The sequence below is a fragment of the Nostoc sp. ChiVER01 genome, from assembly GCF_034531155.1.
Lineage (GTDB): Bacteria > Cyanobacteriota > Cyanobacteriia > Cyanobacteriales > Nostocaceae > Nostoc.
On the sequence record NZ_JAVRBS010000005.1, the window covers coordinates 280,768 to 295,878 of the forward strand.

Sequence of the window (15,111 nt, forward strand, 5' to 3'; positions counted from 1 at the left end):
TACACTGTGTTCAATCTAATCCCACAGAAAACAATTTACCAACTTGTGTTAAATCTACATTTCCACCGCTAATGATGACACCAATCCTCGCTTCTGATGCTGTCACCACACCTTCGAGTAAGGCTGCTGCTGCAAGTACTCCGGTAGGTTCAACGACAATTTTCAAACGTTCCCACAAGAAAAACATGGTACGAAGAATCGCTTCTTCCGATACTGTCACCATATCATCGACGTAATGCAGCACTAAGGGGAAAGTAATTTTACCAAGGCTGGGAGTTCGCGCACCATCAGCGATGGTATTAGGATTTTTGACTGTTTGCAGAGTTTTGGTGTGAAAAGAACGGGTAGCATCGTCGGCAAGGGCTGGCTCTACGCCGATTACTTTACAATTTGGTAAAAGTGCTTTGGCTGCGATCGCACACCCTGAAAGTAATCCGCCACCACCACAACAAACTAATAATAAGTCCAATTCACCAACTTCTTGGATCAGTTCTAAAGCAGTTGTTCCCTGTCCGGCGACTACATGAGGATGATCGTAAGGGGGAATCAGAGTGAGATTGCGATTACTTGCTAAATTTTGGGCTAATTCTTCCCGGTTTGTTTCTTGGCGATTGTATAAAATTATCTCTGCACCATAGCCACGAGTGGCAGTTTGTTTAACACCCGGAGCATCATCAGGCATGATAATGGTGGTGGGAATATTGAGTAATTGCCCAGCTAAAGCGATCGCTTGGGCGTGATTTCCCGATGAATAGGTGATAACGCCTGTTTGTTTTTGTGCTACCGATAGTTGGGTTAGGGCATTGTATGCACCTCTAAATTTAAATGCCCCCGTGCGTTGAAAATTTTCGCACTTAAAGAATACTTGGCTATTAGTGCGATCGTTAACAATTCTAGAAGTCAGTACAGGCGTGTGGTTGGCAATCCCCAAAATTCGCTCTTGTGCTGCTTGCACGTCAGTTATGGCAACGGAATTATACTGTGGCATTGATGACAATATTAAATATTTTTGCTCTTGTTTATATAGATACAGATTTTTATATTTGTGCCAAATATGCTTGATTGAAACATACTCATTTCAGGTGGATAGCATCATTTATTGTCTGCATAAAAATTACTACAGCAAATATTATATATTACTGTAGTAATTTTTAGAAAACTTAAATTAACAAACTCACAATTGCCATTTTTTTTTAGCATGAATAAAATATCTGAAAGTCGGCAAAAAAAAACTGCTCTAATTACAGGAGCGGCTAGTGGAATAGGCTATCAATTAACTCAAATTTTTGCTCGTCATAGTTATAATCTTGTGTTAGTAGATAAAGATGAACAAAAACTTACTGAAATTCTAGATGAATTTCCGCAAAAGTTTGGCATTTTTGTGAAAATTTTTGCTCAGGATTTATCTATCCCAACATCTCCAAAAGAAATTTTCAGAGAATTACAGCAAGCATCGATAAAAATTGATGTGCTGATTAACAATGCTAGCTTTGGTACTTATGGAGAATTTAATGAAACAGACCTCACCACTGAACTGAAAATGCTCCAGGTAAATATAGTGAGTCTGACTCATTTAACTAAGTTATTGCTCAAGGATATGGTAAAGCAAAACTATGGAAAAATATTAAATGTGGCCTCATCTGCTGCTTTTCAACCAGGGCCTTTAAGGGCAGTTTATTTTGCTACTGAAGCCTATGTATTATCATTTTCTGAAGCGATCGCTAATGAATTAGAGGGTACAGGTGTCAGCGTGACTGTTCTTTGTCCAGGGCTAACAGCATCGGAATTTCAACAACCATCAGCAATGGAAGATTCAAAGATTCCTAACATTAACAGAATGATGGATATGCAAACCGTTGCTAAGATTGGTTATCGGGGTTTAATGAAAAACAAAACTGTTATCGTTCCTGGGATGAGAAATAAGATATTAACTGAAAGCGTAAGATTTACACCTAGAAATTTAGTAACAAAGGTCGTAAGAAGTATACACGAACTCAAAAAAAATAGGTAGCCTTGCGGCTGGGGGAGATTTTGGAAGTTGCTAAATCATCCCGCTTTCTCTGTAACCGTCCTATTTCAACTAAATTGTGGGAGTACTTTTCCTCAACGCAACGAAGTAAAGTTATACCAATTCGCAATTAAGAAACTTAGATGCAGCAAGACTTTTCTGATTTACATCTATTGTCTCATTTTGAAGAATTGGTATTAAGAGGTGAACAAAGGCATCTACCGAAAACCAGTATATAGGCCAGCCCCTAACACTCCTGCCAATATTTAATTTCAACAGATGTCTAATATATGCCACAAGATAGCTGCTTTCTGAATATATATATGCATCTAAAATTAGGCAGAACTACCTGGAGCATAAAAATAGTTCAAGACTACAGATAAAAAGATTTTGTGACTTACGTATAAACATTTGTATGTTCAGGCAACACTGCCTGAACAACTATGTCAAATAAAAACGCCTATAGAATAATCTGTAATCTCTAGTGGAGTCTTCAGAGCAAACAAAAAAAGCGGGCTTTTAGAAGTTAGTTATACTAAGTGAATTTTCATAAATTAGCTTACATATTTGGCATTTAATTTAGTCAGATTATCTATAAATAATCTCAGCAATTATTTAAGCATAGCTATTTTTCATTACTATCTTTGGGATTCCCAATTCCCTGACTATAGTAAGATGTGCGCTCACTATCTCAGCCGTTATTATATTTATTAAAGAAAAATCCAGTTGACGGAAAGAGGTAAGTGATGGCAATTAAATTGAAAGTTCCAGATATTAAAGGTGATGAATGCGCCAAGAAAATCACTAAATCTATTCAAACGATGGAATCTGATGCCAAAGTAGATGTGGACGTTAATGCAAAAACCGTAGCTGTAGACACTGCGGCTTCTGAAGAGACAATTAAACAGATAGTTCAATCTGCTGGTTATACTATCGAGGGCTATTAATTAGATTTCTAAATTTCTGAAGAGATTTAGATCGAGTAATTTAGCTAGCATAATTGCTTAGTCATATATTCGCCGGGTTTACGGGTTGAGTATTATTAATTACTCTACTTAATAGAGAATTGAAAGCGCAGGTAGTTTATAAAAACCCGATCAACAGATTCTTTCGTCTAAAAAATCCGTTGATCGGGTTGAACCATTTGCAAAAAATCGTCTAAGATTAGGCTCTATCTCAATACTGCTCGGGTTTTGGATTTTCAACTCGGAATTAAGTTTGGGGAAAAGGTTAAAGGTTAAAGGTTTTTTATTTCCCATTTCCCCCGCCCCTTATCCCCAGAGGGGACCCCACCTTCCCCTTTTCCCCTTAACCGACAAGTATTGGGTTCTATCTACTTTGAGAGTTCTGGCGTCAAGAGAACGCGGCTTTCACCAACCCTACCAAATACAGGTGTAGACCAGCGATCAACTACTTTGCCCAGAACTGACATGTCTTGAACTAAGCGGTCAAATTTATCAGGGGTGAGAGATTGGGGCCCATCAGATAAAGCTTTTGCGGGATTGGGATGAACTTCAATCATTAAGGCATCTGTACCAGCTGCGATCGCAGCCATTGCCATAGATGGAACATATTCAGACCTACCAGTACCATGACTAGGATCAATCATTATCGGTAAGTGGGTAAGCGATCGCAATACCGGCAGCACTGATAAATCTAAAGTATTCCGGGCATATTTGCCATCAAAGGTTCTGATTCCGCGTTCACAAAGAATTACATTTGGATTTCCAGATGCCAAAATATATTCTGCCGCCATCAACCACTCGTCAATTGTGGCAGACATCCCGCGCTTGAGTAACACTGGTTTATCTTGAGCGCCTACCTTTTTGAGCAACGAAAAGTTGTGCATATTCCGCGCTCCGATTTGGATTATGTCAGCTGTTCTTGCCACTGCTGATAAATCGGCAGCATCCATAAGTTCTGTGACGATACCCAAACCAGTAGCTTCTCGCGCTGCTGCTAACAAATCTAAAGCGCTTTCACCATAACCTTGAAAGGCATAAGGTGAGGTGCGGGGTTTGTAAGCTCCGCCACGCAGAAACTGCGCTCCTGCTGCCTTGACGCGTTTTGCCGTTTCGACAATCATCGCTTCATTCTCAACGGAACAAGGCCCGGCTACTACTACGATGGGGTGAAGTTCGCCGAAATAGACATCACCGTTAGGTGTAGGTACAACAACCTCGCTGGCTTCTCCATGTCGGAATTCTCGGCTTACGCGCTTGAAAGGTTGTTGCACCCGTAATACTTGCTCAATCCAAGGGCTGAATTCCTGAACTTGTAATTTATCGATGCTAGTGGTATCACCAATTAGCCCTAAGACAACTTTATGGGTGCCAACGCTTTTTTCTACCGTGACTCCCCAAGTCTCACTCACTTCTTGGCTGATGCGAGCAATTTCCTCAACAGGTGTACCGCTTTTAAGTATGATAATCATCTATTTTTCCTTCCGTATAGTTTGAGTAGGCTAATCTTTGCAGGTCGATGCATTGTTATTGCAGGTCGATGCATTGTTATTGCAGGTCGATGCATTGTTATTGCAGGTCGATGCATTGGCATTGCAGGTCAATGTATTGGCGTTGCAAGTCGATGCATTGGTATTGCAGGTCGATGCATTGGTATTGCAGGTCGATGCATTGGCATTGCAGGTCGAGGTGTAGGGCAACTTTAAAAGACTTGCGTGTACACCGTAGCTCTTCGTAGGCGAGGGTAGTCTAGCGCAAAAATTCTGCAAGTTGTTCTAGTTTTGTCCAAGCTACGCCGCTTTGCAGAATTTCTTTGGCAAGAATAATACCTTTAACACAACCGACTAAAACATCAGTTTCCCCATGAATGGCTTCACCAACTTGCAGTGCGAGGGCTGTATTTAAAGCAACTACATCCTGCTGCGCTTGAGTACCTTTACCTTGGAGAACTGCCTTCAAGATTTCGGCATTTTCTTGGACATCTCCACCGCATAACGCCGCAGTTGGTGCAAAACTCAAACCAAGTTCTTGAGGATTGAGTGTTAGAGAACGGACTTTTTTATCCTGGAGTACAGCTAAGTCAGTGACATCTGCCAAACCAGCTTCATCTAAACGTTCCCGTCCGTGGACTGCGATCGCTTGCTGACATCCCAGTTGGGATAAAGCTTGAACAATTTCCTCTAGTAAAAGCGGATCGTTGACACCAATAATTTGCCCTGTTGGCCGCATAGGATTTACTAGCGGGCCGAGCAAGTTAAAAATAGTCCGCACTTTCAAAGTTTTTCGCAAAGTAGCGATCGCTTTAAGTGCAGGATGCCAACCTGGAGCAAACAAAAAGGTGATTCCGACTTCACCCACTGCGGCTTGCACTTTTTCTGGAGTGGCGTTGAGATTTATACCCAAAGCTTCCAATACATCAGCCGAACCAGTCTTGCTGGATGCGGAACGATTGCCATGTTTGGCAACTTTTACCCCGGCGGCGGCGGCAACAAAGGCAACAGCAGTGGAAATATTAAAGGTTGAAGCGCCATCTCCACCAGTTCCGCAGGTGTCAATTAGGGGGGCTGATGACTGGGGACTGGGGAATGGGGACTGGGATTGTAAGACACTGGCCATGCCGACTAATTCTTCGGCGGATACGCCTTTAGCTTGAATTGCGGCTAAAATCGCTCCTGATAGGACATGAGGAATGGCATCGGTGAGCCAACCTTGCATCAAATCCGCAGCTTGGGAAACTGTCAAGGATTGCCGATTTAATAACTGTTGTAATAAAGCTGGCCAGTTGTAGAACTCAGGAGGGATAGAGATGTTATCGGATGGAGTTTGCGTTACTGCGATCATATTCTTGATGGGCATTGGGCATGGGGCATGGGGCATTCACGAATGACAAATGACTAATGACTAATGACAAAAAGAAAAAATTAAGGAATAAGGACTTTTGCGACGGTTTGCACATCTTTGTCAAAATTAAGGAATAAGGACTTTTGCGACTGTTTGCACATCTTTGTCACCTCTGCCGGAACAGTTGATGACGATGCGGGGGTTGCCTTCTAATTGAGGACAAAGGGTTTCGAGATATGCGATCGCATGAGCAGTTTCTAAGGCTGGGATAATCCCTTCGAGTTGCGAAAGCCTTTGCAACGCTTTTAGTGCCTGTTTATCGGTAACACTGTAATATTCGGCGCGACCAAGATCCTTTAAATAACTATGCTCAGGGCCAACGCCAGGATAATCTAATCCGGCACTAATTGAATGGGCTTCGATGACTTGACCATCATCATCTTGCAGTAAATAGCTCATTGCACCGTGCAATACACCTATCTTTCCTTTTGTCAAGGTAGCAGCGTGTTTTTCTGTATCTACACCTTCACCCGCCGCTTCCACTCCGATTAGGCGCACTGAAGGTTCATGTACAAACTCATGAAACAAGCCGATCGCATTGGAACCTCCACCCACGCAAGCCAGTAGAATATCTGGTAATCCTCCCCATTTCTCTTGGGACTGAGCGCGAGTTTCTATACCAATTATCGCGTGGAAGTCACGGACAATCATTGGGTAGGGATGAGGCCCAGCAACAGAACCCAGGATGTAATGGGTTGTTTCTACGTTTGTCACCCAATCCCGAATTGCTTCAGAAGTTGCATCCTTAAGAGTTCCTGTACCTGCCTCCACTGGACGAACTTCTGCCCCCATTAATTTCATGCGGAACACGTTCAGGGCTTGGCGTTCCATATCCTGGACGCCCATGTAAATTACACATTTCAAACCAAACCTAGCACATACAGTTGCAGTTGCTACGCCGTGTTGTCCTGCACCTGTCTCTGCAATAATCCTTTGCTTACCCATGCGTTTAGCTAGCAACACCTGAGCTAAAGCATTATTAATTTTGTGAGCGCCTGTATGATTTAAATCCTCGCGCTTTAAATAGATTTGCGGCCCCGTGCCATCTGATCTAGCGTAGTTTGTTGTTAGGCGTTCAGCAAAATATAATGGGCTGGGTCGTCCCACATAATCGCGCAGTAAGTTTTGCAGTTCTGCTTCAAAACTCGGCTCATTGCAATATTGATTAAATGCCGCTTCTAACTCAGTTAATGCAGGCATTAAGGTTTCAGGGACATACTTACCGCCGAATTTTCCAAACCTGCCTAAAAGGTCAGGTAGCACAGGCGTAGTTGAAATGATAGCGTTGATGTCTTGGATGCTTACCACAGTTGAAAATCCTTTATGTTCAAATATTTTTTACTTTCGTTCTAATTTTTTAGAACTTATCCCACAGATAAAATTCTTTTCGCGTTTCCCTTTCACGGGTTTCGTAGGTATAGCCCAATTCCCTGTGATTCAAAACGTCTATAGGGCGCACCAAATCTTTAGAGTCAAAATTTGGTAATAGGGATACTAAATCTCCTAACGCGGTAGCTTTGGGGGTAGACATACCGCCGTCCCAAGGCCACATTAGGTCTTTAAGGTTGTGTCCGTAAGGCTGACTATGACCATCGGGAGGATAAAAATTGCTACCTTGATGACCGTTTTCTTGCCATTGGGCCCAGAGGCGGTCTACGTTGGCATGATGCAACCAAAACACTGGGTCATAAGGCGAACTTGGTATATTGCTCATAGTACCCAAGCCTTTAAACTTTATGGGTCTTGTGCTTGCGTCTATCTGCACCCCACCAACTAAACCATGAATGTAGTTGTGGATAAATCCTCCTGGGGTGACTTTACCCTGCTCATCTACAGAGATAAATCCTTCCATAGCAGCGCGAAATAGAGAATAATCATTAAGAGCTAGGGCACGCTCAACATCTTTTTTGGGCACAGGGTAATCGGTGGCAGGAGGTAGCCGTAGAAAGCGAACAAGTGATGTACCTAATGATGTGTTGGTATCTAGGTCAATGTTTAATGCTGGATTCATAACCCAGCCATTTGCAGCAGAAAAAGCCCCAGGTACAGTCCCGCCTGTAAAGTTTCCTTGATTTGGAATTTTGATGGTTACTCCTTGACCATTAGAACCAAGAAAATCATCGTTAAAAACTACATCAAGTGATTTGGGGTCTGTCCAATCCCAGTATGGGAGAGTAACATTTGGGTCTACTGCTTGCAGTGCTTGTTCAAATCTGCGAATATATTCTCGATGCCAAGGGAAAAATGCGGCATTTTCATGAGCAAGTTCTTGAACAGAACCATTGGAATGTCCTTTATGGTTATGAATCAAGCGTGTTGCGCCTATATGTATGGCAACGAATTGGTCGTAAATACTGACCTTGCTACCTGCGGGAATTGTAGTTTTTAAGGTTTTGATAGCTTTGACAAAGGCTGCTTTCTCTGCTGATGTCAGGTCAGTTACGTTCTTTCTTACAGCTGGGCGAGCGTATTGTCCAACATTGTGATTCCAATGGTATTGGTATTGTCCGTGGTCAATGCGATCGTGGGCGAAGACTGTAATAGCACAAGTGCTAACTAGAAGTAAGCTATAAATTAGTATTTTGACAGATTTCAGCAGGAGTTTCATAGCTAAGATTTCCTTTGTATTTTTTCCTTTGCGATCTTTGCGGTTCGTTATTCTTTATCGAACCGCCAAGACGCCAAGGACGCAGAGAAAGAAAAAATAGAGCTTTTTTATTTTGCAGAAACAACTTGTTGCAGGGATACTGGAGTAATTGCTGCTTTGAGTTCCTGACACAATTCTTCTACAGCTTGCAGTCCTTCGTTTGGGCTACCTTCAGCTAAACGTTTCACAAAGGCGCTACCAACAATTACTGCGTCTGCACCCCATTCTTTTACTTGATGTGCTTGTTCTGGCCTTGAGATGCCAAAACCAACGCCGATGGGTTTATCGGTGACGCTTCGCAAATCTTTTAATAAATACTTTACGCGGTCTTGAATTTGAGCGCGGATACCTGTAACACCTGTAACACTCACCAGGTAAATAAAACCCTGAGATTGATGAGCGATCGCTTCAATTCTATCTCTAGAACTGGTAGGAGCTACGAGTAAAATTACCTCAATTCCAAAAGATGCAGCAGTTTGGATTAATTCTTCTGCCTCTTCTAAGGGTAAGTCCGGTACTACCAACCCTTGCACTCCAGCAGTGGCAATTTGCACCAAAAACGACTTAATACCCCGGTGCAAAATGGGATTGTAGTAAGTAAATAGAATTATCGGCGCTTTTAAGCTGGGAATCACTATGTGCAACATCTCTAGCACTTGCTCTAATTTTGTGCCATTTTGCAAAGCGCGGGTTGCTGCTGCTTGAATCACTGGCCCATCTGCTAGAGGGTCGGAGTAGGGAACGCCCAACTCGATAAAGTCTGCACCATTGCGATCTAAGATACGTAAAGCCTCGGCGGTGGTTTCTAAGTTAGGATCGCCTGCTGTGATAAAGGGGATTAAAGCACACTGTTGGCGATCGCGTAAAGTTTGAAAGGAAGCTGAGATAGAAGTCATGTTGAAAATTAGTTAATGATTGGTTAATAGTTTTGGAATAATTTACACTTAGCAATTAGCGATACCCAGGCTAGATTTTTTGTCGTCGAGTCTTTTAGCTCCGTTAGGGAATAAGGAAAGGGTTAAGGGGGAAGGGAAAAGGGAATTTTGCCCCTTAAATGTCCCCTTTACCCGCATTCTGCAAGAAACCTATTTTCCCAAACATCCACTCAACCGCCTTAGAAAGACTTGCTTTAATTTTTCAGTAAGGTTAGGGAGCATCAAGTCTTAGCATACGCACAGCTTGTTCTACATCGCTTTGTTTAACTAAAGATTCTCCAATCAAAACCGCACGCGCACCAGCTTCAGCGACAAGAGATAAATCAGCAGGTGTATACAGTCCAGACTCGCTGACGACGGTGATATCCAAACTTTGTAACTGTTGTTGGCGCTGTGCTAAAAGTTGCTGTGTTGTGCCTATATCAAGGGTAAAATCTTCTAAATTGCGATTATTGATTCCTACTAAATGTAAATCGTCAAGCTTTAACACTCGATCAAGTTCATCCAAGGTGTGAACTTCTACCAGCGCATTCATGCCTAAATCATGAATTAGTTGCAAAAAACCCTGAAGTTCTTGATCTGATAAAATGGCAGCAATCAATAAGACTGCATCTGCACCTGCTGTTCGTGCTAAATATATTTGATAGGGGTTAATAATAAACTCCTTGCACAGTAGGGGTAATGCTACTTGCGATGCCTCCGGCGAGCTTTGCTTACGCACCCTTCGCAGATTATCAAAACTGCCTTGAAAGAACTTTTGGTCAGTTAAAACTGATAAACAAGCTGCACCACCTCGTTCATAAGCTTGAGCAACAGCTACTGCATCAAAATCTGCGCGGATAATGCCACGGCTAGGTGATGCCTTTTTTACCTCGGCAATTAAGCTAGGTTGATTAGGATTTTCTTGCAAAGCAGCCAAGAAGTTCCGCACAGTCGGGGCTGAATTTAACTGTTGTCGCAAGGCAGCTAAAGGCAATTCTTGCTGCATTTGTGCAACTTCTTGCCTTTTATGCAACACAATTTCTTCAAGAATATGGCGGGGAGGGGCAACTTGGTTAGTCATAAAATGCTAGGGGAGTGGGGAGAGGAGTTAAGAGTTAGAAGTTGTTAATTATGAGTTATCTATGAGTTTTTGAGTTAAGAATTTCTCCATATTCTCAACTCTCAACTCCTAACTAATAACTAATGATTGCGTGTATGCACGCACCACATTTTTAATGATTTCTAGACCGACTTCTCCGGCTAGAGTCATGATTGACTCTGGATGAAACTGAACGGCGGCGATGGGAAGTGTCTGATGTTCAATGCCCATAATTACGTCGTCATCAGAAATCGCTGTCACCTTAAGTTCTTTTGGCAAACGTTGCGGTAGGGCAAATAATGAGTGATATCTACCGACTGGAAAAGATTGTGGTAAATTTTTGAAGGTTACGGAATTAGAATCGGTGACGAAAATCCTTGAGGATTTACCATGTTGGGGATAGTTGAGGACTCCTAATTCTCCATCAAATGCTTCAACAATGCCTTGCAATCCTAGACAAACTCCGAAAATAGGAATTTTGCGATGAAGAAGCGCACCGACGGTCTGAGGAACCCGAAAATCACTTGGTCTACCAGGGCCAGGAGATAATACAACTAAGTCAGGGCGTTCTGTATCGAATAGCGATTCTGAGAAACCATGACGCAGTGTAGTAACGGTTGCACCAGTTTGGCGAATGTAATTGGCTAGGGTATGAACAAATGAGTCTTCATAGTCTATTAGCAAGATGCGTTTGCCATTTGCCCCATTTGGAAGGATTTTAGTTGATTTTATAGAACTGGATTCATCAATTTTTTGACTGTTTTCTTTTACACGGCGAATTGTTTCAAATAAAGCAGCAGCTTTGGTAATTGTTTCTTGTTCTTCTGCTTGCGGTATCGAATCATAAAGGACAGTAGCACCAACTCGCACTTCGGCGATGCAGTCTTTTAATCGGATTGTCCGCAGAATTAATCCAGTATTTAAATTTCCATTGAAATTTAAATAACCAACTGCGCCACCATACCAACGTCGGGCGCTACGTTCATGCTGTTCAATAAAATCTATTGCGGCTCTTTTGGGTGCGCCTGTGACTGTAACAGCCCATGTATGCGATAGAAAGGCATCTAAGGCATCAAATTGCGATCGCAGTGTCCCTTCTACATGATCTACTGTATGTATCAGGTGGCTATATAATTCTATTTGACGACGACCAATCACTTGTACTGAACCAGGTTCGCAGATTCGGGATTTGTCATTGCGATCGACATCAGTACACATGGTCAACTCAGCTTCATCTTTGTGGGAGTTGAGTAACTGACGAATTTGCACGGCATCGTCAAGAGCATCTTGTCCTCGGCTAATAGTGCCACTAATGGGACAGGTTTCTACCCGCCTACCTTCAACCCGCACAAACATTTCTGGAGATGCGCCAATCAGATATTCTCCACCTAAATTAAAAATAAACCCATAAGGACTAGGATTTATTTCTTTTAAAGTTTCAAATAGTTTACTAGGTTCCTCTTCATATCCTTCAAAAAAGTTTTGACTAGGAACTACTTCAAATAAATCGCCTCGGCGAAAATAATCGAGCGCACCCTCAACTTTTTGGGCATACTCACCTACTTTATGGTCAGCAGTTTGATTTGGCAGAAGATGTTTTCCCCGATAGTCTACAGATTCACCAGTTCGAGGCAGATCATTAGTCTTGCCATGCGCTGTTTCAAATTCATATTGTAGACGAAATGCGCGTTGTTGATAGTAGTCAACAACTATCAAATCATCAGGTAGATAAAGTACTAAATCTCGTTGGTCTGTTGGACGTTCTAGACGTTGAGTAATTGGTTCAAACTGAAAAACTAAGTCATAACCAAATGCACCATACAATCCTAAATGCTCGTCTTCTTGACTAGAAAAAGTGTGTAAAATTTCACGGACAACTGTAAATGCTGAAGGTTGTTTACTGCGTTCTTCTTCAGCAAATAGTTTTTTTGTAGTTTTAACAAAGCCTATAACACTATTATTGTCTAGGCTAACTTTCTCAAGTTGTATTGAGTTAGATAAGCACTCTAAGAGTAATGGTAAAAGTACCCGACCGCGTTCATTCAACGCTATCAAAGTAAAAGCATTATCTTGTGTAGTCAATTCCAATGGTGGATTGACAAATCCGATCGCCCATCTTTTGTATCTGCCTGGATATTCGTAGCTGCTCCTTAACAAACCTCCACGCTGAGAATTTAAGTGGAATAGAATGTCTTCGAGAGCAGTGTCCATCTTAACTTCTGTGATGGAGCGAGAAACAAGTACACCGCCAAGAGTTTTGTAGGAACGGGAATCAAAGATCATGGGAAAATTCTCTGGAAGAGTTATTAGTCAAAAGCTAATCATTATTGATAACTATCTTCAAATTAAAAACAAATCCAGATAATCCGATGTCAATTTAATTCAAACTATCCAAATCTGCGTATTCTTTTAAAAGATGTAATGAAAAACTTTTTCGCTTCTTGTTTAAGAATACTAGATATCAAGCAGAGAAGACATTGAATAATTTTTCGATTAAATGTCAATTTATTCGCTTTTTATACTGCTTCTCTAGTACATTTCCTGATAGCCATATTTCAAAACAACATTTCAAAACAACCGCCTCCCTCAAAAGTAGTAAATCCTCTTACAACCTCAGCGTTCCTCTGCGCTTCCCTCAGCGTACCTCTGCGTTTCAAATCCATCCTAAAACTCCTTCAACAGCGATATTGCCTGCCTATACAAAAACAAATCCACCTCATGAACCTCAACTCCTTTCCCAATCCTTTGTAACAGCATCAAAGTCAATTCTCCCCCCAAATGTTCGCGGAACTCAGTTAAACCCCGGAACAAACAATTAGGATGTTCCACTTGTGATAACTTCTCAACCAGTTCTGGCACATACAACGTGAAACCCAACGCCGACAAAGTACTTAATATCCGTTGCCATTGTGAGCAATCCAGCAATCCTACCAAATAGGAATAAGTGCTATCCAAAGCAATACCGATCGCAACTGCTTCACCATGACGCAAGCGATAATTTGTCAAATGCTCCAGTTTATGAGCCGCCCAGTGTCCAAAATCCAGGGGACGAGACGAACCCATTTCAAAAGGATCGCCGCTATTGGCAATATGTTCTAGGTGCAATTGGGCGCAACGATAAATAACTTGTTGCATAGTATCCATGTCTCGCCGTGCCAGGGCTGCGCTGTGAGAGTGGATATAATCAAAAAAGCTAGCATCCTTAATTAACGCCACTTTGACTGCTTCTGCGATTCCAGAACGCCAATCGCGATCATCTAAGGTTGTCAAAAAGGCAGAATCATTGATAACTGCATAAGGTGGCGCAAATGTGCCAAGAAAGTTCTTTTTACCAAAAGCGTTAATGCCGTTTTTTACGCCAACCCCAGAATCATTTTGTGCTAGCACTGTCGTCGGAATCCGAATCAGACGAATTCCCCGGTGAGCAGTTGCGGCTGCATATCCTACCAAATCCAACACAGCCCCGCCGCCGATCGCTAACACGTAAGAATGGCGACATAATCCGGCTGCTTCAATCTGTTGCTGGATTTGCTCTACTAAAGTGCCATCATTTTTAGCAGCTTCTCCTCCCGAAATTATCATTGGTTCGGCTGCGATCGCTAGTATCTCTGCATAAAACTTGGTATACGCTACTAATTGGTTAACCAATTCCGGGTGATGCTGCAATATACCTGCGTCTACTATCGCTACAACTTTCTTCGGCTTTGTCTCCCCATCTGCTGTAATCACTTGGGCTAAGGTGGGGTTTTTCAACTCAAATAAGTTTTTGGTGAAATAAACCTCATAGTTGAAAGTAACCGAAACACGTTGATGAATTGGTTGTAGACTGAATCTACTTTTTTGCTTAATGTCAACTACCATGTTTTTGCTGATATATTTACAAGTGTGGCACGATTCAAAGCTTGAACAAATGTTTCTACTGAGTGAGAACCATTGATCTTGACTTTATTATTAATAATGAAGAACGGCACGCTATTAATGCCATTTGGTCGTGCAAATATTGATTCCGCTACGAAAGCTTTAATTGCAGCATCATCACTCAATTGCAGACGTAATTCCCTAGAATCCATTTGGTAAGCTCTACCTATGGCAATCAGAACTTCAATATCTCCGATGTTCAAACCATCTTCAAAATAAGCTTTATAAATGGCTTCTACAACATCGTTTTTTACCTTTGCTGGTGCAAGTGTAATCAGCCGATGCGAAAGTTTAGTATTAACAGCCAAACGGATTTTTTCAAAATTTAGCTTGACTCCAGCCGCTTCACCTGCATATTGCGTAGATTCAAACAGATATTGCAGTTCTTGGGCTTTTATACCTTTTCTATTTTGCATAAAGCTGTGAAATTCGTATCCGTCAGCAGGAATAGTATTGTCGAGAATAAAAGGATGCCACCGGATATCTACTTCTTTTTCTGACCATTTTGCCAATGCATCAAACAGATGCTTTATAGCTATTCTACACCAGGGGCAAACGGGATCGTGAAAGATTTCTATCAACATAGTTTTTGTTACTCATACCAATTCTGTATGAAGATGCGCCAAACTATATAAGGAACGAACCGCGTTCGCGTAGCG

Annotated in this window: 13 protein-coding genes; 3 read left to right on the forward strand and 10 right to left on the reverse strand. The window is 41.9% G+C overall.

The window, feature by feature from the left end:
• Nucleotides 1-10: 10 nt before the first annotated feature.
• Nucleotides 11-988 carry a threo-3-hydroxy-L-aspartate ammonia-lyase gene (locus RMY00_RS09720; RefSeq protein WP_322647334.1) on the reverse strand — a complete coding sequence of 326 codons (978 nt, stop codon included), beginning with the start codon at nucleotides 986-988 and terminating at the stop codon, nucleotides 11-13.
• Nucleotides 989-1,198: 210 nt separating this feature from the next.
• On the opposite strand from RMY00_RS09720, the gene RMY00_RS09725 reads away from it, so the two are divergent.
• A complete protein-coding gene (locus tag RMY00_RS09725; RefSeq protein WP_322647389.1) occupies nucleotides 1,199-2,011 on the forward strand; it encodes an SDR family oxidoreductase in 813 nt (270 codons plus the stop codon).
• Nucleotides 2,012-2,754: 743 nt separating this feature from the next.
• Nucleotides 2,755-2,955: a heavy-metal-associated domain-containing protein gene (locus tag RMY00_RS09730; protein ID WP_109008297.1), complete on the forward strand. Its 201-nt coding sequence runs from the start codon at nucleotides 2,755-2,757 to the stop codon at nucleotides 2,953-2,955.
• 386 nt (nucleotides 2,956-3,341) lie between these two features.
• On the opposite strand, the gene aroF is transcribed toward RMY00_RS09730, so the two are convergent.
• A complete protein-coding gene (gene aroF / locus RMY00_RS09735) occupies nucleotides 3,342-4,442 on the reverse strand; it encodes a 3-deoxy-7-phosphoheptulonate synthase (RefSeq protein WP_322647335.1) in 1,101 nt (366 codons plus the stop codon).
• A 37-nt stretch (nucleotides 4,443-4,479) separates the two neighbouring features.
• Between aroF and RMY00_RS09740 the strand changes: the two genes are divergently transcribed.
• The gene (locus RMY00_RS09740; protein WP_322647336.1) at nucleotides 4,480-4,665 is read left to right on the forward strand and encodes a hypothetical protein; all 186 of its coding nucleotides are present in this window, start codon (nucleotides 4,480-4,482) and stop codon (nucleotides 4,663-4,665) included.
• Between the two features lie 54 nt (nucleotides 4,666-4,719).
• Here the strand turns inward: RMY00_RS09740 and trpD are convergent, their stop codons facing one another.
• The 8 genes from trpD to RMY00_RS09780 form a co-directional block, all read right to left on the reverse strand.
• Nucleotides 4,720-5,811 (reverse strand): anthranilate phosphoribosyltransferase, encoded by a 1,092-nt coding sequence (gene trpD, locus RMY00_RS09745; protein ID WP_322647390.1) that lies wholly within the window; start codon nucleotides 5,809-5,811, stop codon nucleotides 4,720-4,722.
• A gap of 126 nt (nucleotides 5,812-5,937) precedes the next feature.
• The gene (gene trpB, locus RMY00_RS09750; protein ID WP_322647391.1) at nucleotides 5,938-7,170 is read right to left on the reverse strand and encodes a tryptophan synthase subunit beta; all 1,233 of its coding nucleotides are present in this window, start codon (nucleotides 7,168-7,170) and stop codon (nucleotides 5,938-5,940) included.
• 58 nt (nucleotides 7,171-7,228) lie between these two features.
• Nucleotides 7,229-8,479: a tyrosinase family protein gene (locus tag RMY00_RS09755; RefSeq protein WP_322647337.1), complete on the reverse strand. Its 1,251-nt coding sequence runs from the start codon at nucleotides 8,477-8,479 to the stop codon at nucleotides 7,229-7,231.
• A gap of 107 nt (nucleotides 8,480-8,586) precedes the next feature.
• Entirely contained in the window at nucleotides 8,587-9,414 is an 828-nt protein-coding gene (gene trpA / locus RMY00_RS09760; RefSeq protein ID WP_322647338.1) for a tryptophan synthase subunit alpha, read from the reverse strand.
• Between the two features lie 250 nt (nucleotides 9,415-9,664).
• A complete protein-coding gene (trpC, locus tag RMY00_RS09765; protein WP_322647339.1) occupies nucleotides 9,665-10,516 on the reverse strand; it encodes an indole-3-glycerol phosphate synthase TrpC in 852 nt (283 codons plus the stop codon).
• 108 nt (nucleotides 10,517-10,624) lie between these two features.
• Complete coding sequence (locus tag RMY00_RS09770; protein ID WP_322647340.1) at nucleotides 10,625-12,817, reverse strand: anthranilate synthase; 2,193 nt, start codon at nucleotides 12,815-12,817, stop codon at nucleotides 10,625-10,627.
• Between the two features lie 381 nt (nucleotides 12,818-13,198).
• Complete coding sequence (locus RMY00_RS09775) at nucleotides 13,199-14,395, reverse strand: 3-dehydroquinate synthase (protein WP_322647341.1); 1,197 nt, start codon at nucleotides 14,393-14,395, stop codon at nucleotides 13,199-13,201.
• Nucleotides 14,389-15,036: a DsbA family oxidoreductase gene (locus RMY00_RS09780; RefSeq protein ID WP_322647342.1), complete on the reverse strand. Its 648-nt coding sequence runs from the start codon at nucleotides 15,034-15,036 to the stop codon at nucleotides 14,389-14,391. The genes RMY00_RS09775 and RMY00_RS09780 overlap by 7 nt, the downstream gene beginning before the upstream one ends.
• Nucleotides 15,037-15,111: the final 75 nt, after the last annotated feature.

What these genes read in the sequence shown, in the direction of transcription:
- RMY00_RS09720 (WP_322647334.1), bottom strand. Translation starts at nt 988, where the DNA reads ATGCCACAGTATAATTCCGTTGCCATAACTGACGTGCAAGCAGCACAA.
- RMY00_RS09725 (WP_322647389.1), top strand. Translation starts at nt 1,199, where the DNA reads ATGAATAAAATATCTGAAAGTCGGCAAAAAAAAACTGCTCTAATTACA.
- RMY00_RS09730 (WP_109008297.1), top strand. Translation starts at nt 2,755, where the DNA reads ATGGCAATTAAATTGAAAGTTCCAGATATTAAAGGTGATGAATGCGCC.
- aroF (WP_322647335.1), bottom strand. Translation starts at nt 4,442, where the DNA reads ATGATTATCATACTTAAAAGCGGTACACCTGTTGAGGAAATTGCTCGC.
- trpD (WP_322647390.1), bottom strand. Translation starts at nt 5,811, where the DNA reads ATGATCGCAGTAACGCAAACTCCATCCGATAACATCTCTATCCCTCCT.
- RMY00_RS09755 (WP_322647337.1), bottom strand. Translation starts at nt 8,479, where the DNA reads ATGAAACTCCTGCTGAAATCTGTCAAAATACTAATTTATAGCTTACTT.
- trpA (WP_322647338.1), bottom strand. Translation starts at nt 9,414, where the DNA reads ATGACTTCTATCTCAGCTTCCTTTCAAACTTTACGCGATCGCCAACAG.
- trpC (WP_322647339.1), bottom strand. Translation starts at nt 10,516, where the DNA reads ATGACTAACCAAGTTGCCCCTCCCCGCCATATTCTTGAAGAAATTGTG.
- RMY00_RS09770 (WP_322647340.1), bottom strand. Translation starts at nt 12,817, where the DNA reads ATGATCTTTGATTCCCGTTCCTACAAAACTCTTGGCGGTGTACTTGTT.
- RMY00_RS09775 (WP_322647341.1), bottom strand. Translation starts at nt 14,395, where the DNA reads ATGGTAGTTGACATTAAGCAAAAAAGTAGATTCAGTCTACAACCAATT.
- RMY00_RS09780 (WP_322647342.1), bottom strand. Translation starts at nt 15,036, where the DNA reads ATGTTGATAGAAATCTTTCACGATCCCGTTTGCCCCTGGTGTAGAATA.